This window comes from Nocardia sp. NPDC059229 (assembly GCF_042754165.1).
Classification (GTDB): domain Bacteria; phylum Actinomycetota; class Actinomycetes; order Mycobacteriales; family Mycobacteriaceae; genus Nocardia.
In genome coordinates this window covers 19,475-39,413 of the sequence record NZ_JBHZAK010000023.1, presented here as the reverse complement: position 1 = coordinate 39,413, position 19,939 = coordinate 19,475, and the positions used below count along the sequence as shown (strand labels likewise).

Genomic DNA, 19,939 nt, shown 5'->3' with positions numbered 1-19,939 from the left:
CACGCCCCCGTGCTAGGCATGATGAATGGCGAAGGCGACATCCTGGTCGAAACCGGTCACCAAGGCGCTACGCGCCGATGGCGTCAGGGTGAACGATCTGAATACATCCGCGACTCCGGGTTTCAAGGGCGACAAGCGCGCCGGCGAGGCCCTGCTCGAGGAACGCCGCGCAGTGTTGTCGGATCTGCAGGAAAAGCTCTACGCCAACGGCCGTTCCGGTGACACCCGCAGCGTGCTGCTGGTGCTGCAGGGCATGGACACCGCGGGCAAGGGCGGCATCGTCCGGCACGTGATCGGTTCGGTGGACCCGCAGGGCGTGGACCACGCGGCCTTCGGGGTGCCGACGCCGGAGGAACAGAAGCACCACTACCTGTGGCGCATTCGCAAGAAGCTGCCGCGCGGCGGGCAGCTCGGCGTGTTCGACCGCTCGCACTATGAGGACGTGCTGGTGGTGCGGGTGCACGATCTGGTCGCGCCGGAGGTGTGGGGCAAGCGCTACGACGAGATCAACAAGTTCGAGCGCAAGCTGGTGGACGACGGCACGACCGTGGTGAAGGTGGCCATGTTCGTCTCGCTGGACGAACAGAAGAAGCGGCTCATGCAGCGGCTGGACCGGCCCGACAAGTACTGGAAGTTCAACCCGGGCGACATCGACGAGCGTGCGTACTGGCCGCAGTACCAGGAGGCGTACCAGGCGGTGCTGGATCGCACCAATACCGACTACGCGCCCTGGTACGTGCTGCCCTGCGATTCCAAGTGGTACGCACGGCTGGCCGTCACCGAACTGCTCATCGACGCCCTGCAGGGCCTGAAGCTGGACTGGCCGCCCGCGGAGTTCGATATCGCCGAACAGAAAAAACGTCTCATCCAGGGGTGATTCACACCCCTACCGGGTGAATTCTCGCCGCTGACCACGGAAAATCGCTCGTCGCCGCGGACCAGGCGCGACTCGGCACGCGCACATGCAGGAATCTCTCAGGTTCTCGGGTGAAGATGGGCGCGCACGTGTCGTGACAACGGAAGGCGTGGTGAGCACAGAGGTGAGCACTAAACCGGGTGACCGTAAAAATCCGCTCGCGAAAGCGGCGCGGGCCGAACGCAACCGCAAGATCTTCATCCAGGTCGGCGTGGCCGCAGTCCTGGTCGGTCTGGTGGCGGCCATCGGCATCGGTCTGGCGATCCGCAAGCACGACGACAACAAGGGCACGCCGGCCGCGTCGTCGGGCTCGTTCGCCCCGGCCGTCACCCACGATCCGAGCACGGGCGCGGTTCCGCCGAACGTCACCCCCGGTGGCGCCATCCGCATCGGCAATCCGGACGCCAAGGCGAAGATCCAGATCGTCGCCGACCTGCAGTGCCCGGCCTGCAAGATGTTCGAGGGCTACAACTCCGACGTGCTGGCCAAGGCGGTCCAGAACGGTTCCGCCACCATCGATTACAACATCATCTCCTTCCTGGACCGGGCCTCCAACGGCAACCAGTACTCGACCCGCGCGGCCAATGCCGCCTATGTGGTCGCCGGCGCGGACCCGTCGAAGTTCCAGGCCTGGCTGGGCACCATGTTCGGCAAGCAGCCGCCGGAGAACGGCAACGGCATGACCGATGACCAGCTCATCCAGATCGCGGCCGACGCCGGATACACCGATCCGCAGGTGGCGCAGGACATTCGGGACGGCAAGTACATCCAGTTCGTGAAGGACGAGACCAAGGCGGTCTTCGCCACCGGCCTGCAGTCCACCCCGACCGTGTACGTGAACGGCAGCCAGGTGCAGGACGCCAAGACGCTGATGAGCCCGGGCGGCATGACCTCGGCGATCGAGAACGCGAGCAAGTGATGATCGCGGCGGGTCCCCGCTCGGCCTGGCCGCTGCTGCTGGGTGCGTTGATCGGCTGGGCGGCGTCGGTGACGCTGCTGGTCGAGAAGTTCAAGTTGCTGACCGAGCCCGGCTACAAGCCGATCTGCTCCATCGATCAGACTCTCTCGTGCTCGACGGTCATGGAATCGCCGACCGCGGCGATGTTCGGATTCCCCAATCCGATCATCGGCGTGGTGGGGTTCTCGGTGGTCGTCACCATCGGCGTGCTGGTGGTGTACGGAATTGCCCTACCGCGCTGGTTCTTCGGCGCCCTCTGGTTCGGCTTGCTGCTCGGTGTGGCGTTCATCTGCTACCTGGTGTGGGACGCGGTGTTCAAGATTCACGCGCTGTGCCCGTGGTGCATGGTGGTGTGGGCGGTGACGCCGGCGCTGCTGGCCATCGTGACCAACCTGCTGTGGGGACGCTCGCGGGGACTGCTGCAGATCCTGGTGGAGTGGCGGTGGACGCTGGTCGCCGTCTTCTACGCGGTGGTCATCCTGATCGTGTACCTCCAGTTCCAGTCGTACTGGAACAGCAAGTTCTAGTTGGGCGGGCCGACGGTGAGCGTCACGTTCACCGTCCGGTGTCCGCCGTTCGGGTCGCTGACCTCGAGCCGCACCACATCGTCGGGTCTATGGGCGTTGAGTGCGGCTTTCAGCATTTGTGAGCTGGTGATGGCGCGGTCGTCGAGGGCGGTGATGACCTCGCCGTCGGTGAGTCCGGCCTCGTAGGCGGGCAGTCCGTAGATGGACACGTCGATGCGCGCGCCGGCCGGCTGCGCGTCGGAGGTGAGGATGCCCAGGGTGGCGGTGGGGCCGATGTGCACGGTGTCGGTCGGTGTGCCGGAACGGATCTGGCGGACCACGTTCATGGCGGTGTCGATGGGCACGGCATAACCGTTGGGGCCCTTGCCCATTGCCTTCTGCGTGTCGCCCGAGGCGGCGGTGATGACGCCGATGACCGAGCCGTAGCGGTCCACCAGCGCGCCGCCGGACTGCCCGGCGGCCACCGCGGCCGCGACCTCGATCATGCCGTGCAACGATTTCCGCGACAGGTCGGCGGCATTGCGGGCCACGATGGCCGAATCCAGATTGGTGATGGGCCCGCCCACCGCGGTCGGCGAGCCGGTGCCGCCCGCATTGCCGATGGCCAGCACGGCGTCGCCCAGGTGCAGTGGGGCGGAATTGCCGATATGGGCGACCGGGAGCCCGCCGGCGCCGTTCAGATCCAGCACGGCGATATCGGCGCCGGAGTCGTAGCCGGCGACGGTGGCGGTGTAGGTCGCGCCGGTGCCGACATCCGAAACCGTCACGGTGTCAGCGCCTTTGATGACGTGGTGGCTGGTGAGCACCTCGCCCTCGGCGGTCAGCACGATGCCGGAGCCGGCCGCGCCCAGGCCGTAGGGGCGGATGCCGGCGGTGATGTTCACCAGCGCCGGTTCGGCCACCCGCGAGACCAGATCGACATCCAGCGGCGGCAGCGACGGGCCGGCCAGCTCGGCCGTGGTGGCATCGTCGCGGAACGGCCAGCGCGGCAGTTCGCCGCGGTAGCCGAGGAATCCGGTGATGCCGAGAACGGCGGCGACGACCAGTGCCAGGACGCGCCCGCCCCGGCCGGGCCGACGGCCCCGGGACGGGTAGGGACCGGTAGCGCCGCCCGCCGGATCAACCCCGCGCGTGTCGCTGTCCACGGACCCTCCCGATTGCGGTTCGCCCGCCGGCTCGAGCATGTCTGTCTATTGGTGTACCAGTATTTCAATGGCTCAGTGCCGCAACAGCCAACATGGCCAGCACCCCGGCCAGGGTGCACAGCAGCGGTCCCCGGGCGGGTTTGCCCGCATGTGCCTCGGGCAGGATATCGGCCGTGGCGAGATAGAGCAGGAAGCCCGCGAAATAGCCGAGATACAGGCCGACGAGTTCGGCGGGCACCCGCACCAGCGTGCCGATGATCGCGCCGACCACCGGGGCGACGGCATCCAGTCCCAGCATGACCAGGCCGCGTGTGCGGGCATTGCCGTACAGCGTGGTCAGGGTGAAAGTGTTGAATCCGTCGGCGAAGTCGTGGCAGATGACCGCGATGGCCACCGCCACGCCGACCGCCGCGCCGGCCTGGAAACCGAAGCCGATGCTGAGGCCGTCGAGGGTGGAGTGGAACACCAGGCCCGCGCCCGCGAGCAGGCCGAGCGAGGAGAAGTCGTGATTGTGCCGGTGCGCGACGAATTCGTCCTCGTAGCCGGTGTGCAGGGCCATCGAGCGCTCGATCACGTGCACGGTGAAGAAACCGACCACCGCGGCCAGCAGCGGCACCGGCACGCCGAGCGCGATGCGGCTGTCCTGTTCCAGCGCGTCGGGCATCAGATCGAAGGCCACCACGCCCAGCATGACGCCCGCGGCGAGGCCGAGCACCAGCCGCTTGCGATCACCGATGTGCACCGCCAGCAGCCCGCCGATCAGGGTTGCGCACATGGAGAGCAGGGAGAGCAGAATGGCCATTCCGCCAGCATGACGCCGTTGGCGGCCGGTTTGCCACGCCGCGCCGCGCGTGAGAAATCGGACGATCGGTTGGTCATTTCGGGCATGCGGGAGTAGGCATGACTTCATGAGCACTGCTACCGCCTACGCGGTCTCCGCCCCGGACGGGGCCTTCGAGAAGATCGCCATCGAGCGCCGCGAACTGGGCCCGTACGACGTGCTGATCGACGTCAAGTACGCGGGTATCTGCCACTCCGACATCCACACCGCCCGCAACGAGTGGCGCGGAACCGCCTACCCGTGCGTGCCCGGCCACGAGATCGCCGGCATCGTGGCCGCGGTCGGCTCCGAGGTGACCCGGCACCGGGTCGGCGATCGGGTCGGGGTGGGCTGCCTGGTCGGCTCCTGCGGACACTGCGACCCCTGTCTGGCCGGCGAACAGCAGTACTGCGAGAACGGGGCGGTCTGGACCTACAACAGCCCGGTGCCCGCCGAACAGCAGGCGGGTGGGCGCACCCTCGGCGGCTACGCCACGCAGATCGTGGTGACCGAGAGCTTCGTGCTGGCCATTCCGGAGGGCATCGGGCTGGATGTGGCCGCGCCGCTACTGTGCGCGGGCATCACCCTGTTCTCGCCGCTGCGGCACTGGCACGCCGGACCGGGCAAGCGGGTCGCCATCATCGGTATGGGCGGGCTCGGGCACATCGGCGTGAAGATCGCCGCAGCCATGGGCGCGGAGGTCACCGTGCTCAGCCACTCGCTGTCCAAGCAGGAGGACGGCCTGCGGTTCGGGGCGCACCACTACTACGCCACCGGTGACCGCGACACCTTCAAGAAGCTGCGCGGATCCTTCGACCTCATCATCAATACCGTCTCCGCCGACCTGCCGATCGAGGACTATCTCAAACTGCTGCGGCTGGACGGCAGCCTGGTGGCGCTCGGGCTACCCGAGCAGCCCTACAGCGTGCGGGCTTCCGCGCTGGCGGGCCTCCGCCGTTCGCTGTCCGGCTCGATGATCGGCGGCATTCCGCAGACCCAGGAGATGCTGGACTTCTGCGCCGAGCACGGCATCGGCGCGGAGATCGAGGTGATCGCCGCCGACCGCATCGACGAGGCCTACGAGCGGGTGATCGCCTCCGACGTGCGCTACCGCTTCGTCATCGACGCCGCCACCATGTGAGGCCGCGGGCGTGTTTCGCGACGGCCGCCCGGCCGGCGCGAAACACCCTGTGCCGCTTAGTGTCCCGACTGCTCGCGCAGGGCCTGCTTGGCGGCGTCCTGCACCTTGTCGACCGCACCGGCGAACTTGCCGTCGGTCTGCTGGTCCACCAGATCGCCGGCCTTGTCGATCAGCGGCTCCAGCTTGTCGGCGTGCTGACCCGCCAGCTCCGCCGCCTTGCCCGCCGCATCCTTCAACTGGTCGAACATGCCCACGATCCACACTCCTGTCTCGAATCAACCTCCGTGACAGGCTATCTCCGCGGCGCGGCGGGAGCGGTGGGGCTCAGTTCGCGGGCGGCGGGCTGAAGACGCCGAAGCGGTTGCCCGAGGTGTCGAGCAGCTCGGCGAAGACCAGGCCGTTCTTGGCGGTGACGGGCTGCAGGAAGACCTTGCCGCCTTCCTGCTCGGCCGCGGCCAGTACCGCGGGCACGTCCTGGACCAGCACATAGAAGATGGCGTGGTTGCCGGAGGCGTCGTCCTGATGTGCGATACCGCCCGCGGGCATCTCGTTACCCGGGTAGGTGACGATGTCGTACTTGCCGTCTTCGTCCGGGTCCGGAGCGAAGTTCCAGCCGAACAGTTCCCGGTAGAAGGCCTTCACCTGTTCGGGCTCATTGCTGCCGACCTGGAACCAGGCGACGGTGTTGAAGGGCGGAGTGGTCATCTCTGTCTCCCGAAGAGTCATGGTGGATTTCCTTGCCCCACCACGATCTCCGGGCCAGGCGACAACCCTGTGTCGGTGTTTCCGGATTATTTGTCGGTGTTCGCCGGCCTAGCCGAGCGAGATCATCCGCACCTCGTGGACCGGCTCGTCCGGGCGGCACATGTCGATGGTCCGCTCCGGCCCGGTCCACTCCGTCAGCTCGATGCCCTTCATCCGGTCGAGCCGGAAGTTGCGCGGTTCGTCGCGCAGCCGGCACCAGGCCAGCAGATACCAGCCGTTGGTCCCGTGCAGCAGCGCCACGGGCTCCACCTCGCGCTCGCTGAGCACCCCGGAGCCATCCAGATATTCGATGCGCAGCACGCGCCGCGCCACCACCGCCTGCTCCACCTCGGCCGGGATCGGCATCGGCGCGATGGCCTCCGGCGACTCCAGCAAGCGCACCCGTAACGCCAATTGCCGTGCCGCGTCGGCATTCTGCTGGGACATGGCGGCCAGGATCTTGCGCAGGGCACTGCGCCCGGCCGCCGCGAAGGGCCCATCGTCGGCGCGGGCCACGGCGACCGCCAGCGCCACCGCCTCGGCCGCGGTGAAGTTCAGCGGCGGCAGCGACATGCTCTTCTCCAGCGCGTACCCACCCCGCCGCCCCACATCGGCGTAGATGGGCACCCCCGACTGCTGTAGCGCGCTGATGTCCCGCTCGACGGTGCGCACACTCACCCCGTGCCGCGCGGCCAATTCCCGTGCGGTCCGCAGCCGCGGGGACACTGCCCGCAACTCCTCGACAATCGCGTAGAGCCGATCCGTGCGGTTCACGCCCACACCGTAGCGGCACCCACCGACAATCCCGGGTCGGCGCTCAGCGCCCCGACTTCCAGGGCGGATCCGGCGGCACCTGATCCCCCTTCTGGTTGTAGGTGTCGTTGTACTGCTTCTCGGTTTCGGGATCGTCCACCGGCTGATCGCTCTTGCCCGTCGGATCCATGCCCACTGCCTTTCTCGAAAACCTGTGTCCCGCACGCTAATCGTCGGTTCATGACCGATTCGTGACGCCGGACGCACGGAACCCCGGTCCGATCGGAGGATCGGACCGGGGCTCCGGGGTGAGCGCTACCGCCTCAGCGGCTTCGCTACTGCCTCAGGCGGTTTCGTTACTTCCTCATGCGGTCTCGCCCGCGGCGGCCTCCGCGCGGCGGCGGACGCGGCGGGCCGCGGCGACCATATTGCGCAGGGACGGGTCGAGCTGCCAGTGGTGGCGGGTCTTCAGGCCGCCGTCCGGATTGGCCCACAGGCGTTCCGGGGTGACGGCCTCCGCTGCGGCGGTGAGCAATTCGTCCAGCTCGTCGATGTCCGGGATACGGGCGGAACGGGACTCGTACACACCCGGGCCGACGCCGTGGGTGAGACCGCGGCCTTCGGCGCAGTCCTCCTTCAGCGCCTCCAGCACCCACTCGATGGAGCGGGTGGCGACGATGGCGGTGACGTCCGCGTCGAGTTCCTCGATGGCCGCCACCACGTCACCGCGGCTGGAATAGCCGATGTGCGTGTGGATCTGGGTTTCCGCAGCGACGCCGGAGGTGGCCAGCTTGAACGCGCCGACGGCCCAGCGCAGGTATTCGGCCTGCCCCTTCTTGCGCAGCGGGAGCAGCTCGCGGATGGACGGCTCGTCCACCTGGATGATGGCGATGCCCGCCTTCTCCAGATCCACCACCTCGTCGCGGATGGCCAGCGCCACCTGGTCGGCGGTCTCGTAGAGCGGCTGATCCTGGCGCACGAAGGAGCGGGCCAGCATGGTGACCGGACCGGTGACCATGCCCTTGACCGGCTTGTCGGTGAGGGACTGGGCATACGCGGTCCACGACACCGACATGGGCTCGGGGCGCGACACGTCGCCGTACACGATCGGCGGTCGCACGCACCGGGATCCGTACACCTGCACCCAGCCGAAGTGGGTGGTGGCGAAGCCGTCCAGCAGCTCCGCGAAGTACTGGATCATGTCGTTGCGCTCGTGCTCGCCGTGCACCAGCACGTCGAGGCCGATGTCCTCCTGCAGCCGGATGGTGGACTCGATCTCGGCTTCGATGCGCTTGCGGTACTCCTCGTAGGACAGCCGGCCCTGACCGAGGTCGTGGCGGGCCTGCCGGGCCGACTCGGTCTGCGGGAACGAGCCCAGCGTGGTGGCGGGCACCACCGGCAGCCGAAGCTTGGCCTGCTGCGCGACCTTTCGCGTCTCGTAGGGCTCGCGCACCCGCATCTGCGGGGTGACGGCGTAGACGCGCTGGCGCACCGCGTGCTTCTGCTTGAAGTGCACCGAGGTCGGCTTCCGGCGCCACTTCTCCGAGGGACCCTCGGTGAGGGCCTTGGCCAGCGAAACCACTTCCAGCACCTTCTGTTTGGCGAAGGCGAGGCGGTCGGCGACGGGACCCTCGAGCTCGTATTCGACGAGCACGTCGTAGGGCACGTGCAGCAGCGTGGCGCCGGTGGAGACCACCATGTCGGGGCAGACCTGGGCGAGAGCGTTGAGGTATTCCAGCGTCACGAACCGGTCGGCGCGCCACACATTGGTGCCGCTGATGACACCGGCGTAGAGCCGCTTGCGCTTGATGCCGGGGATCTTGGCCAGTTCCTCCGGCACGACCCGGTAGCTGGCCAGGTCGAGACCGATGGCCTCCACCGAAGTGCGGCACAGGATTTCGATGGCCGCACCGAAATCGCCATACTGCCCGGTGACCAGCATGCGCGGGCGCAGCGGGGCCTTGGACAGGCGCTGGTAGGTCTTCTCGAACAGCTCCATGGTGGACGGCGAACGGTCGCTGGTGAAGCAGGGCTCGTCCAGCTGCACGCAGGTGGCGCCGCGCTTGGCGAGGATCTCGAACAGTTCCTCGTACACCGGCAGCAGCTTGTCCAGCAGCACCAGCTTGTCGAATTCGGTCTCGCCGGGGACGTGGCCGGTCTTGGACAGCAGCAGCAGTGACAGCGGTCCGAGGATCACCGGCCGCAGCTCGATGCCGGCCGCCTTGGCGCGATCGAACTCGTCCAGCAGCGCCTCGGGGTGCAGCGAGAATTCGGCGTCGGGCTCGAGTTCCGGCTGCCGGTAGTGGTACGGCGTGTTCAGCAGCTTCACCAGCTCCAGCGGCGGCAGATCCGGCCGGCCACGAGCCATCAGGAAGTAGAAGTCCAACGGGTCCAAGCCTTCTCGGAAGGGCTCGAACCGCTGCGGGACCGCGCCGAACAGCAGCGCGTTGTCGAGAATGTGGTCGTAGAAGGAGAAGGTGTTGCCCGGGACCTGCGTGAGCCCGGTGGCGGCCAGCTCCAGGTACTGGCTTTCTTGAATCTCGCGCCCGACGGCGAGCAGCTCGTCGCGCGACAGCGTGCCGTGCCAATAGGACTCGAGCGCGCGCTTGAGTTCCCGATGCGGACCGATCCGCGGGTATCCCAGGATGCTGGATCCGAACCCGTCGGTGACGTTGACCATCTGAACGGACACTCCTTCCGAGCTGCCGGTCCCGAACGACCTGGTTGCAGCTTATGCCCGGTTGCGGTGGACGCCGCCACATGCCCGGCGGCGCGCACCTTGGGTGAAAAAACACGATGCGCTCACGCGACCACCCGCGTGAGCGCATCGAAACGCCATGGAAAGGCTCAGATCACGCGCGGTTGTATTGGTAGAAGCCTGCACCGGCCTTCTTGCCCAGCAGGCCCGCCTCGACCATGCGCATGAGCAGCGGCGGCGCGGAGTACAGCGGCTCCTTGAACTCCGCGTACATGGAGTCCGCGATGGACTTCACGGTGTCGAGGCCGACCAGGTCGGTGAGCGCCAGCGGGCCCATCGGGTGGGCACAGCCCAGCACCATGGCCTTGTCGACGTCTTCCTTGGTGGCGAAACCGGATTCGACCATGCGGATGGCGGAGAGCAGGTAGGGCACCAGCAGCGCGTTCACCACGAAGCCGGAGCGGTCGGCGGAGCGCACGACCTGCTTGCCCAGGATGTCGGCGGCGAACTGCTCGGCGCGCTTGGTGACGGTCTCGGTGGTCTTGAGGGTGGTGACCAGCTCGACGAGCGGCAGCACCGGCACCGGGTTGAAGAAGTGCATGCCGACCACCCGCTCCGGGTTGTTGGTCGCCACGGCGATCTTCATGATCGGAATGGAGGAGGTGTTGGAGGCCAGCACCGCGTTCGGATCGGTGACGACCTTGTCGAGTTCGGCGAAGATGGCGGTCTTCACGTCCTCGTTCTCCACGACGGCCTCGACGACCAGCTGACGGTCGGCGAAGTCGCCGAGGTCGGAGGTGAAGCGCAGCCGCCAGGCGGCCTGCTCCCGCTCGCGCTCGGTGATCTTGCCGCTGGACACCCCGCGGTCCAGCGACCGCAGAATGCGGGCCCGGCCGGCGGCGGCGAGCTCACGGGTCTGTTCGAAGACGAGGACATCGACATGTGCCCGGGCGCAGACTTCTGCGATACCCGCGCCCATCTGTCCGGCGCCGATAATGCCGACGCGCTGAATCTTTTCGCTGCTCACGTCCCGCTCCTGCTGTTTGGCCGTCGTGGCTGTGGATGAAGGCGTCGTACTAACGGAAACGACCCTGCGCCTTCTTAAGGTCTCGAGAAAGCTCTCGTAAAAAACGCTATAGGAAAATGCCCTCCCCGCCGGGGCTGTCGACGGGAAGGGCGGGTGAACTTCGCCGGGAGGAGGCTTGCCATCCCCTCCCGGCGAAGTTCCGGGTCCCCGAGGTGGCCGAAGTTGTGATGCGACTGCCGCCCCGAGGGTTGTCCTCGGTCAGTTGCCAAAGGCGACAACTGATTTCGTGAGGTCCGGGTAACTCCCCGGGTACGTCCTAAATCGGTTCGGCACCCAACCGCCGGCACGGGTTGCCCAGTGCCAACGGCTCTCTGCCGGCCGCTGAAGGCCCGGAGAGGCGGGGGAGTCTCAGTGGAACTGGCCCTCTTCGGTGGAGCCCTTCAGCGCAGCGGTGCTGGTGTTGGGGTCAACGGTGGTGGCGATGGTGTCGAAGTAGCCGGCGCCGACCTCACGCTGGTGCTTGACGGCGGTGAAGCCACGCTCGGCGGCGGCCTTGAACTCGCGCTCCTGCAGGTCGACGAAGGCGGTCATGCCCTCGCGGGCGTAGCCGTAGGCCAGGTCGAACATGCCGTAGTTCAGCGAGTGGAAGCCGGCCAGGGTGATGAACTGGAACTTGAAGCCCATGGCGCCGAGCTCACGCTGGAACTTCGCGATGGTCGCGTCGTCCAGGTGCGCCTTCCAGTTGAAGGACGGCGAGCAGTTGTAGGCCAGCAGCTGGTCCGGGAACTCGCCACGGACGGCCTCGGCGAACTTGCGCGCGACCTCGAGGTCCGGCACGCCGGTCTCCATCCAGATGAGGTCGGCGTAGGGGGCGTAGGCCTTGGCACGCGCGATGCAGGGCTCGATGCCGTTCTTGGTACCGAAGAAGCCCTCGGCGGTACGGGTGCCGTCCAGGAACTCACGGTCGCGCTCGTCCACATCGGAGGTGATGAGGGTGGCGGCCTCGGCGTCGGTGCGGGCGATGATCACCGACGGCACGTCGGCGACGTCAGCGGCCAGACGCGCGGAGGTCAGGGTGCGGATGTGCTGCTGGGTGGGGATCAGCACCTTGCCGCCCAGGTGGCCACACTTCTTCTCGGAGGCCAGCTGGTCCTCCCAGTGCACGCCGGCCGCGCCGGAGGCGATCATGGCCTTCTGCAGCTCGTAGGCGTTCAGCGCGCCACCGAAGCCGGCCTCGGCGTCGGCGACGATCGGGGCCAGCCAGTTGGCGACCGAGGTGTCACCCTCGACCTTGGCGATCTCGTCGGCGCGCAGCAGCGCGTTGTTGATGCGGCGGACCACGGCCGGAACCGAGTTGGCCGGGTACAGCGACTGGTCCGGGTAGGTGTGGCCGGACAGGTTCGCGTCACCGGCGACCTGCCAACCCGACAGGTAGATGGCCTTCAGGCCCGCGCGGACCTGCTGCACGGCCTGGTTACCGGTGAGGGCGCCCAGGGAGTTGATGTAGTCCTCGTTGTTGACGAGATCCCAGAGGATCTCGGCACCGCGGCGGGCGAGGGTGTGCTCCTCGACGACGGTGCCCTGCAGCTTCACAACCTGATCGGCGGTGTAGTTGCGGGTGACGCCCTTCCAGCGGGGGTTGGTGTCCCAATCCTGCTGAAGTTCCGCAGCGGTCTTCGGGGTGCCGACCTTCGACATCTCTGACTCCACTTCTTCGTTCGGTCTCGGTAGCCCCGCGGATCGAACCACGCACCGGATGGGGGAGCGAGGATGTTCGACCACTGCTGGAGGGGCAATTTGCAGACTTGCTAGGCCCGCGAGGTGTACTTCCACACGATGGCACAGGAAAAAATATGCGTCTACCTGTTGCAAGTGTGAATCCCCGCTAGCTTTCACCAGCATTTTGCTAAGCCTGCAAAATTTGCCTGCGAATAGCAGCGATGAAATCTACTTGCCAGTAGCGCTGACGTGCGGTTTTGCATAACGCCCGTACTGTTTGCGTGACGGGGGCCACCGGCGCATGACGCGCCGATGACCGTCCGGATGTGAGCACCTTCACAGATCATTCCGATCTTGATGGTTGTGAGGCGAGCCACCAGGGTGCTCACTTCGGACCATTCGGTGGACTGACAAGGCCGACTATCTAGCACCGCTAGACAAGATAGCTTCGCCTTGTTATCGTTGCTTCAGTTCCTAGCACCGCTAGCTCACCGCCGAAAGAGGCCCCCGATGCTCGTCCTGACCGGCCAGTTCCTCGCCGCCCTCGCCGTCCTCGCCAATGCCGTCGTCTACGGCACCGACTGGTGCGCCGCCCTCATCATGCGATCCGTCTACCGCCGCCTCGACGACGCCTCCGTCACCGTCAGCGCCGGCTGGGGCCACTACTACGGCGACAAGCGCATGCCGATCTTCGGCGCGGGCGGCGTCGTCACCGCCGCCCTCACGCTGATCGTCGCCGCGGTCTCCGGCCACACCGCCGCGGCCGTCGCCGCCGCCGTCGCGCTGGTCGCCCTGGTCGGCTGGCTGGCCTTCTATGTGAAGGTGGCCAAGCCGGTGAACACCGCGCAGAAGGCCGCCGCCCAGTCCGGGGTCATCCCCGCCGATGCCCGTGCGCTGCAGGACAAGTGGGACAGCATCATCAACCTCCGGGTGGTCCTGCAGTTCATCGCCCTGTCCGGCCTGCTCGCCGCCCTGGCCCTCTTCTGAGCCACCCGCACTCGCCTCTTCTGAGCCCCCCGCACACGAAGGCCCCGCACCGAACTACGGTGCGGGGCCTCGTTGTTGCCCGGACGAGACGGGAATCAGCGGCTGGGGAGTGGCCGCCGGGCCCGGCTCGGCGAAATGTGGCATCGGCCGCCACTTCCGCACCCGAGATCGCCCGGCTCGGCCGGTCGCTGCGGGCGATCGGGCTGAGCGAGCACTGCCTGATCGAGCCGCTGGCCGTCGAGCTGATGCGACGCGGGCCGCGTCCCCGCATCGCCTGACGCAATGCCAATGGGCTCAACCAGCGGCAGGCCGCGGAGCGCTTCAATCAGATTGCGCCCCTGGTGGATTCGGACGGTCACCGGGAACCGCTGCGCCGCCGCGTCGACCTGCGCTTCCTGCGTGATACCCGGGCGCAACTGATCACCGGGGTCGCCATGCCATCGGGGACCGCGCCGCCGAACGCGACGCCCACTTCGGGCGGCGGCGCGCGCTGCCGGTTGCCGGGGTCCGGCCGGTCAGGCAATACCTGATGGTCGCTTGGTCAGCGAAGGTGCGCGGGCGGGATTACCCTGCTCGCGTGAGTCCCGAACGCTGCGATGGAATTCTGCTCGCGGCCGGTGCCGGTCGGCGATATGGCATGCCGAAAGTGCTGGCCGAGGACGGTCGCTGGCTGCACGGAGCGGTGGCGGCGCTGCGGGACGGCGGCTGCGCGCGAATCTTCCTGGTACTGGGGGCAACCGGGCCCGCTCACCGCGCGCCGGACGGCGAGTGGCAGGTATCGCAAACCTCGGGCGTCGCCCTGCCCGAGGGAGTCCACCCGGTCTGGGCGGCGGACTGGGACCGCGGCCTGAGCGCCTCCACCCGCGCGGGTCTGGCGGCGGCCGCGGCACCGGGCCTCAGCACCGGGAGTGCCGCGGCGACGCCGCCGAATCACAGCACAGCGCCCGCGGAATTGGTCGCGATCATGCCGGTGGATACGCCGGACGTCGGGCCCGCGGTGGTCGAGCGGGTGATCGCGGCGGCGCGGGCGAGCGAGAGCCGGTTGGCGCGGGCGTTCTTCGGGACCACGCCCGGGCATCCGGTGGTGCTGGGGCGGGCGCACTGGGCGGGGGTGTGCGCGAGCGCGGAGGGAAATTCGGGGGCGGGCACTTATTTACGACAACGAGCGGATATGGTGTGCGTCACGTGCGATGACCTCGCAACTGGGATCGATCGGGATTATCCGGCGGACACCGCACTGTGATCGGGAGCATGTGATGCGGGAAATCGTCGACGACCTTCTTCGAATTTGGCACAGCGGGCGCACCGGAGGGCTGGCCACTCTGGTTCGGACACAAGGCGCTACACCCGTGCCGATCGGGTCGGCCATGGTGGTGGACGCCGACGGGCGGGCCTTCGGATCGATCTCGGCGGGCTGCGCCGAGGCCGCCGCCTACGAGGCCGCCATCGACTCGGCGCACACCGGACGACGCGGGCTGCAGCGATTCGGACCGGGCAGCGGGCTGGACGCCCAGATGGACTGCGTCGGCACCCTGGACGTGTTCACCGAACCGTTCTCGCGCAGGCACTTTCCCGAATTCCCGGATGTGGCCGCCGATATGGCGGCTCAGCGGCAGGTCACCGTCTTCACCGTGGTCTGGCATTCGGACCCGGATGTGATCGGCCAGCACCTCATCACCGACCGCAAGCACGGCACCGAGCTGGTCTCGCTCCCCGACTCCGATGTCTTCGTGTCCTCGTTCGCCCGCCCGCCGCACCTGATCCTGGTGGGGGCCAACGCTTTCGCGAGCGCGCTCGCCACCCAGGCCCGGCTACTCGGCTACCGGATCACCATCGTGGACGCCCGCCCCACCTTCGCCAATCCGACCGCCTACCCGGGCTGCGAGGTGGTGGTCGACTGGCCGCACCGCTACCTCAACACCCTCGCCTCGGCCGGTGAGATCGGCGCCGACACCGCCATGGTGGTGCTCTCGCACGACCCGAAGTTCGAAATCCCTTTGCTCACAGTGGCTTTGCGACTACCCGAGCTGGGGTACCTGGCCGCCCTGGGCACCCCGGCATCGCACGCACATCGGCTGGAGGCCCTGCAGGCGGGCGGCTTCACCGACGAGATCCTGTCCCGCCTGCACTCTCCCGCCGGTCTCGACGTGGGTGCCCGCACCCCCGCCGAGACCGCCGTGTCGATTGCCGCCGAACTGCTGGCGGTCCGCAACGGCACCTCCGCCGAACCGCTGTCCGCCTCCTCCGGCGGGGGCCGCCGGCACGTGCAGCTGGTGCGCTGACTCGGCACCGATGCGCTGACTCGGCCCTGGCCCGCTGAGCTACTTCAATTCGGGGTGCTCGGCGAAGACCTCTTTGAGCACCGAGAGGTCGAACAGCTTGTCCGCCTTGATATCGATCTTGGCCTTGGCCAGCGCCGCGATGTTCTGTTCGATCAGCGCGTCGGTCATAGTGAACAGCCCGTTGGCCTTGGAGTCGGCCGATTCGACCAGCCCGTTCTGCGCCTGCGCCTCCATGGTCTGCTCGCGCAGCTCCAGGCGCTGATCCTTGCCGTACACCTCGACGGCCAGCCGCGCCGCCTCGCCCGGGTCGGCGACGGCGTCCTTCCAGCCCTTGATCTCCGCCGTCAGGAACGCCTTGAGCTTGTCGCGCTCCTTGTCGATGGTCTGCTGGCTCACCGTCAGCGTCTCCGCGACCAGCGGCAGCCCGAAGTCGGCGAACAGGAAGTTGAAGTTCTGGAACCCCTTGGTAGCCAGGGTGATCGGCTCATTGGTGGCGTAGCTGACCCAGCCGTCCACCTCACCGTTGGCCAGCGGCGTCGGATCGTATTGCGCGGGCACGATGGTGACATCGGAGGGCGACATGCCATTGGCGGTCAGCAGCGCATTGAAGATGAGCTGATTGGTGTCCTGCACACCGATCTTGCGCCCCTTCATGGCCTGCGGATTGAGGATCGGGCTCTTGCCGGAACTCACGATGCAGAAGGGATTCTTCTGATACGTGGTGCCGACGATCTTGGCGGACAGGCCCTCCAGAATCGCGGGCGCGGTGGTCTGCGGCGCGGACATGCCGATCCAGATCTTGCCGGTGCCCAGCCCCGCCTCCACCGAGGTGCTGGCCGCGCCGCCCGCGATCAGATTCACCGACCCGAATCCGGCGTCCTTGTAATAGCCCTTGGAGTCGGCGAAGTACTCACCGGCGAATTCGATGTTCTTCAACCAGGACAGCTGCACGGCCACCGTCCCGTACTTGGAACCGTCGGCGACCGAGCCATTGCCGGAGCCCGAGGAGTCCTTACCGCACGCGGCCAGCAATCCGGCCCCGCCCACCGCCGCACCGGTCAATCCGGCGTAGCGGAGGAAGGATCGCCGACCCATGGACAACTGCGAGGCCGAATCCGGCCGGAACACACCACTCATGCGGCGAATGTAAGCCGTTTCGATTTCCGATTTTTTGCTTTTCCGCAGGTATTTGTGTGCGCCGCGTTAACTCGTGTGCTCATTCCCGGCTCCGTTCCGGCGAGAACCGCGCCAGCACCAGGTTTTCCAGCACGCCCACCACCGCGTAGGCGAACACCGACACCAGCGTGACCAGCGCGATCGACGCCCACAGCCGGTTGTACTGGAAGGTGGGGATGGCGCGGATCAGCCCCGCGCCCAAACCGGTTCCGCTGCCCAGCCATTCGCCGAGCAACGCACCGATCAGCGCGCCCGGCACCGAGACGCGGGCGGCCGCGAACACCGCGGGCAGCGCGGCCGGGACCGCCACCATGCGCATGGCCGTCCAGTTCGAACCCCCGTAGGCCAGTACCAGTTCCGTGGCCTGCCGGGGCGCGGACCGCAGGCCGGTCATGATCATCACCAGGGCCGGGAAGAACACCACGATGGCAGCCATGACGGTGACGCCGAGCAGTCCGCGCCCGAACACCAGCACGATGATGGGGGTGATGGCCACCAGCGGGACCGATCGCAGCAGCATCGCCACCGGCATGAACGCCTGCGCCACCGCGGGAACGCCGATGAACAGCGCCGCCACCACCAGCGCCGCGCCCATGCCCGCGCCGAAGCCGATCACCGCGTCCCGCAGGGTGATTCGCATTTCGTCGAAGATCACCTGACGAGCGCCGGCCGAGGTCGGTCCGGTCACCAGGTACTTCCATACGTCCCCGGGGCTCTTGCCGACCAGCCCGACCTGCGGATACAGCTTCAGGAAGCCGTACCACAGGGCCACCAGCAGAATCAGCGAAACCAGTAGTGGCAGCAGGAATCTCCCGATCGGCCGCAGCAGGTTCAGCAGCTGCGCGGTCCGGCCCGGCGCCGGGTTCGCGACCTTGTCGGTCATCATGCCTCCGCTCGCGTCCACGGCACCGCCACCCGCGCCACCAATGCCACGATCGCGTAGCCGAGCCCGGCCAGCGCGGCCGCGGCCAGCGCCATGCCCCAGGTGCGCGGCACGTTGTAGGCGGTCTGCGCGGCGGTCAGGGCCACCCCGATGCCGCTGTCCACGCCGCCCAGGTACTCGCCGATGATCGCGCCCAGTACCGCGGAGGGCGCGGCAATCTTCAAGGCGGCCAAGGTATTCGGCAGCGCTGCGATCAGCTGCACCCGGGTCAGCCGCTGCCAGCGGCCGCCGCCGTAGGCGCGGACCAGATCCAGGCTGGTGCGGTCCGCGGACCGCAATCCGGCTACGGTGCCGACCATGGTGGTGAAGAAGCAGTACATGGCCGCCAGGAACACCGTCGGCGTGCGCCCGCCGAACACCACCAGGATGATCGGCCCCAGCGCCAGCAGCGGCGTGCAGTAGCTCAGGATGGCCAGCTGGGTGACCAGCATTTCGATCGGCGGAATCAGCACCACCAGCACCGCCAACGCGATGGCCAGCGCATTGCCCCACAGAAACCCTTGCAGCGCACCCCAGGCCGTGATCCGGAAGTTGGGTCCGTACAGCGCCCAGCCGTCGGTGTACATGGTGTGCAGCACGGTCCACGGGCTGGGAACGGTGCCGCCCGCGACGCGCAGTTCGGCGAGCAGGGTCCATACCGCCAGCAGCGCGAGGATGCCCGCCAGCCCGCCCAGTCTGGTTATCCGCAGACTCTCTCTCATTGCGCCCCAGTTCATTCCGACGCCACCCCGCCCCGCCCGCTGCGCCCGAACAGCAGCTCCGACAGATAGTCGTGCAGCTTGTGGAATTCGGGCGTGCGCATCATCTCCGGTGTGCGGGGCCGCGGCAGGTCGATGTTCACGACCTCCACCACCCGCCCGGGCCGCGGGCTCATGACGGCCACCACGTCGGAGAGGAAGACCGCCTCGGCGATGCCGTGCGTGACCATCAGTGTGGTGGCGGGCTTTTCGGTCCAGATGCGCAGCAGTTCCAGGTTCAGCCGCTGCCGGGTCATATCGTCGAGCGCGCCGAAGGGTTCGTCCAGCAGCAGCACCGTCGGCCGGACCACCAGCGCACGGGCGATCGAAACCCGTTGCCGCATACCGCCGGACAGTTGCGCGGGCTTGGCCTTCTCGAAGCCCTCCAGGCCGACCAGCCGGATCAGATCCGCGACCAGCTCCCGGTCCGCGGGCAGCCCCGCCACTTGCAGCGGCAGTTTGATATTGGATTCCACACTGCGCCAGGGCAACAGCGCCGAATCCTGGAACGCGATCCCGAACTCGTGCCGCCTGCGCAGCTCGGCCGGGGTCTCACCATTGATCTTCGCGGTCCCCTCCGACGGCGACTCCAGGTCCGCGAGAATCCGCAGGATGGTGGACTTCCCGCACCCGGAGGGCCCCAGCAGCGACAGGAACGCGCCCTGCGCGGTATGCAGATCCACCGTGTCCAGGGCCGGCACCACCCGCCGCCCGGAGCGGAAGGTCTTGCTCAGCCCGCTGATGTGAATACCCGTCCCCGCGGCGGCTTCCGAACTCATAGCGCCAACGGTAAGTGCCGGGAATTGCACGCAGATTGCAAATCAACGGACGAGATGACCTATTTGTTACGCAGCGAGCTGCGAGATCTGCCCGAGAGTCGGGTTTCACCACCAGGCCGGGGGTTCGAACCAGTCGCGCGCCTCCCGGCGGAACAGCAGCACGATCACCGCCAGCGAGACCAGCGGACCCAGCGGACCCGGCGGCCGCCCCTCGGTGATCGACGGCACCGTCCACAGCATGTTCATGACCGCCACCAGAATCGCCCCGATGCGCACCGACTGCCCCTCGGAGTTGAATGCCAGCGCGACCAGACCGAGCAGGAACGCCGGGATGAACGGCACCGCGGTCCCGATCGCCGCCTTGGCTCCCAGCAACCATCCCGAAGAGGCCACGCAGATCGCGCCCAGCCCCGCGATTCCCAGAGCGAGCACCTGCGCCGCACGCACCACCCAGGGCATTCGATAACTGTCGTCCACACCCGACCCCCGATCGGGTTGAGTTCCCAGGTCCGACATTCCCCCAACCTAACCCGGGACAATCCCCGGTCTCCGCCACCACGCCGCCGCGCGGTTCAGTTCACAGCTAC

General features: G+C 67.7%; 23 protein-coding genes. 9 read left to right on the top strand and 14 right to left on the bottom strand.

Annotation, left to right across the window (positions count from 1 at the left end; genetic code table 11):
* Positions 1–25: 25 nt before the first annotated feature.
* The 3 genes from ACFXHE_RS36305 (at position 26) to ACFXHE_RS36295 (ending at position 2,401) form a co-directional block, all read left to right on the top strand.
* Positions 26–877 carry a polyphosphate kinase 2 family protein gene (locus ACFXHE_RS36305; RefSeq protein WP_379389189.1) on the top strand — a complete coding sequence of 284 codons (852 nt, stop codon included), beginning with the start codon at positions 26–28 and terminating at the stop codon, positions 875–877.
* 163 nt (positions 878–1,040) lie between these two features.
* Positions 1,041–1,835, top strand: a complete 795-nt coding sequence (locus ACFXHE_RS36300) for a DsbA family protein (RefSeq protein WP_379389188.1) — start codon at positions 1,041–1,043, stop codon at positions 1,833–1,835.
* Positions 1,835–2,401 carry a vitamin K epoxide reductase family protein gene (locus ACFXHE_RS36295; RefSeq protein WP_379389187.1) on the top strand — a complete coding sequence of 189 codons (567 nt, stop codon included), beginning with the start codon at positions 1,835–1,837 and terminating at the stop codon, positions 2,399–2,401. Before ACFXHE_RS36300 ends, ACFXHE_RS36295 begins: the two co-directional genes overlap by 1 nt.
* On the opposite strand, the gene ACFXHE_RS36290 is transcribed toward ACFXHE_RS36295, so the two are convergent.
* Together ACFXHE_RS36290 and ACFXHE_RS36285 are read right to left on the bottom strand one after the other, a co-directional pair.
* A complete protein-coding gene (locus tag ACFXHE_RS36290) occupies positions 2,398–3,546 on the bottom strand; it encodes a S1C family serine protease (RefSeq protein ID WP_379389186.1) in 1,149 nt (382 codons plus the stop codon). The two genes, ACFXHE_RS36295 and ACFXHE_RS36290, sit on opposite strands and share 4 nt — an antisense overlap.
* A 64-nt stretch (positions 3,547–3,610) precedes the next feature.
* Positions 3,611–4,348, bottom strand: coding sequence for a ZIP family metal transporter (locus ACFXHE_RS36285; protein ID WP_379389185.1), 738 nt, complete (start codon positions 4,346–4,348; stop codon positions 3,611–3,613).
* Between the two features lie 106 nt (positions 4,349–4,454).
* On the opposite strand from ACFXHE_RS36285, the gene ACFXHE_RS36280 reads away from it, so the two are divergent.
* Entirely contained in the window at positions 4,455–5,507 is a 1,053-nt protein-coding gene (locus tag ACFXHE_RS36280; protein WP_379389184.1) for an NAD(P)-dependent alcohol dehydrogenase, read from the top strand.
* Between the two features lie 56 nt (positions 5,508–5,563).
* On the opposite strand, the gene ACFXHE_RS36275 is transcribed toward ACFXHE_RS36280, so the two are convergent.
* The 7 genes from ACFXHE_RS36275 to aceA form a co-directional block, all read right to left on the bottom strand.
* Positions 5,564–5,755 carry an antitoxin gene (locus tag ACFXHE_RS36275; protein WP_364620324.1) on the bottom strand — a complete coding sequence of 64 codons (192 nt, stop codon included), beginning with the start codon at positions 5,753–5,755 and terminating at the stop codon, positions 5,564–5,566.
* Positions 5,756–5,831: 76 nt separating this feature from the next.
* A complete protein-coding gene (locus ACFXHE_RS36270; protein WP_354847054.1) occupies positions 5,832–6,212 on the bottom strand; it encodes a VOC family protein in 381 nt (126 codons plus the stop codon).
* Positions 6,213–6,320: 108 nt separating this feature from the next.
* Complete coding sequence (locus tag ACFXHE_RS36265; RefSeq protein WP_379389183.1) at positions 6,321–7,025, bottom strand: helix-turn-helix transcriptional regulator; 705 nt, start codon at positions 7,023–7,025, stop codon at positions 6,321–6,323.
* A 43-nt stretch (positions 7,026–7,068) separates the two neighbouring features.
* Positions 7,069–7,194 (bottom strand): hypothetical protein, encoded by a 126-nt coding sequence (locus tag ACFXHE_RS36260; protein WP_364620331.1) that lies wholly within the window; start codon positions 7,192–7,194, stop codon positions 7,069–7,071.
* A gap of 174 nt (positions 7,195–7,368) precedes the next feature.
* On the bottom strand, positions 7,369–9,684 hold the full coding sequence (gene metE, locus ACFXHE_RS36255) for a 5-methyltetrahydropteroyltriglutamate--homocysteine S-methyltransferase (RefSeq protein ID WP_379389182.1): 2,316 nt from the start codon (positions 9,682–9,684) through the stop codon (positions 7,369–7,371).
* A 172-nt stretch (positions 9,685–9,856) separates the two neighbouring features.
* Complete coding sequence (locus ACFXHE_RS36250; protein WP_354847064.1) at positions 9,857–10,729, bottom strand: 3-hydroxybutyryl-CoA dehydrogenase; 873 nt, start codon at positions 10,727–10,729, stop codon at positions 9,857–9,859.
* Positions 10,730–11,137: 408 nt separating this feature from the next.
* A complete protein-coding gene (gene aceA / locus ACFXHE_RS36245) occupies positions 11,138–12,427 on the bottom strand; it encodes an isocitrate lyase (protein WP_379389181.1) in 1,290 nt (429 codons plus the stop codon).
* A 531-nt stretch (positions 12,428–12,958) separates the two neighbouring features.
* Between aceA and ACFXHE_RS36240 the strand changes: the two genes are divergently transcribed.
* From ACFXHE_RS36240 to ACFXHE_RS36220, 5 genes are all read left to right on the top strand, one after another.
* Positions 12,959–13,435 (top strand): DUF1772 domain-containing protein, encoded by a 477-nt coding sequence (locus tag ACFXHE_RS36240; RefSeq protein WP_379389180.1) that lies wholly within the window; start codon positions 12,959–12,961, stop codon positions 13,433–13,435.
* A 137-nt stretch (positions 13,436–13,572) separates the two neighbouring features.
* Positions 13,573–13,713 carry a hypothetical protein gene (locus ACFXHE_RS36235; RefSeq protein WP_379389179.1) on the top strand — a complete coding sequence of 47 codons (141 nt, stop codon included), beginning with the start codon at positions 13,573–13,575 and terminating at the stop codon, positions 13,711–13,713.
* Positions 13,714–13,776: 63 nt separating this feature from the next.
* On the top strand, positions 13,777–13,965 hold the full coding sequence (locus ACFXHE_RS36230) for a hypothetical protein (protein WP_379389178.1): 189 nt from the start codon (positions 13,777–13,779) through the stop codon (positions 13,963–13,965).
* 47 nt (positions 13,966–14,012) lie between these two features.
* A complete protein-coding gene (locus ACFXHE_RS36225; RefSeq protein ID WP_379389177.1) occupies positions 14,013–14,678 on the top strand; it encodes an NTP transferase domain-containing protein in 666 nt (221 codons plus the stop codon).
* Between the two features lie 13 nt (positions 14,679–14,691).
* Positions 14,692–15,717, top strand: a complete 1,026-nt coding sequence (locus ACFXHE_RS36220) for an XdhC family protein (RefSeq protein WP_379389176.1) — start codon at positions 14,692–14,694, stop codon at positions 15,715–15,717.
* A 39-nt stretch (positions 15,718–15,756) separates the two neighbouring features.
* Here ACFXHE_RS36220 and ACFXHE_RS36215 read toward each other — a convergent pair whose 3' ends face one another.
* From ACFXHE_RS36215 to ACFXHE_RS36195, 5 genes are all read right to left on the bottom strand, one after another.
* Positions 15,757–16,854, bottom strand: coding sequence for an ABC transporter substrate-binding protein (locus ACFXHE_RS36215; RefSeq protein WP_379389175.1), 1,098 nt, complete (start codon positions 16,852–16,854; stop codon positions 15,757–15,759).
* Between the two features lie 79 nt (positions 16,855–16,933).
* Complete coding sequence (locus ACFXHE_RS36210) at positions 16,934–17,728, bottom strand: ABC transporter permease (RefSeq protein ID WP_379389264.1); 795 nt, start codon at positions 17,726–17,728, stop codon at positions 16,934–16,936.
* Positions 17,729–17,775: 47 nt separating this feature from the next.
* Entirely contained in the window at positions 17,776–18,537 is a 762-nt protein-coding gene (locus ACFXHE_RS36205) for an ABC transporter permease (RefSeq protein ID WP_379389174.1), read from the bottom strand.
* Between the two features lie 11 nt (positions 18,538–18,548).
* A complete protein-coding gene (locus ACFXHE_RS36200) occupies positions 18,549–19,352 on the bottom strand; it encodes an ABC transporter ATP-binding protein (protein WP_379389173.1) in 804 nt (267 codons plus the stop codon).
* A gap of 105 nt (positions 19,353–19,457) precedes the next feature.
* A complete protein-coding gene (locus ACFXHE_RS36195) occupies positions 19,458–19,868 on the bottom strand; it encodes a hypothetical protein (protein ID WP_379389172.1) in 411 nt (136 codons plus the stop codon).
* Positions 19,869–19,939: the final 71 nt, after the last annotated feature.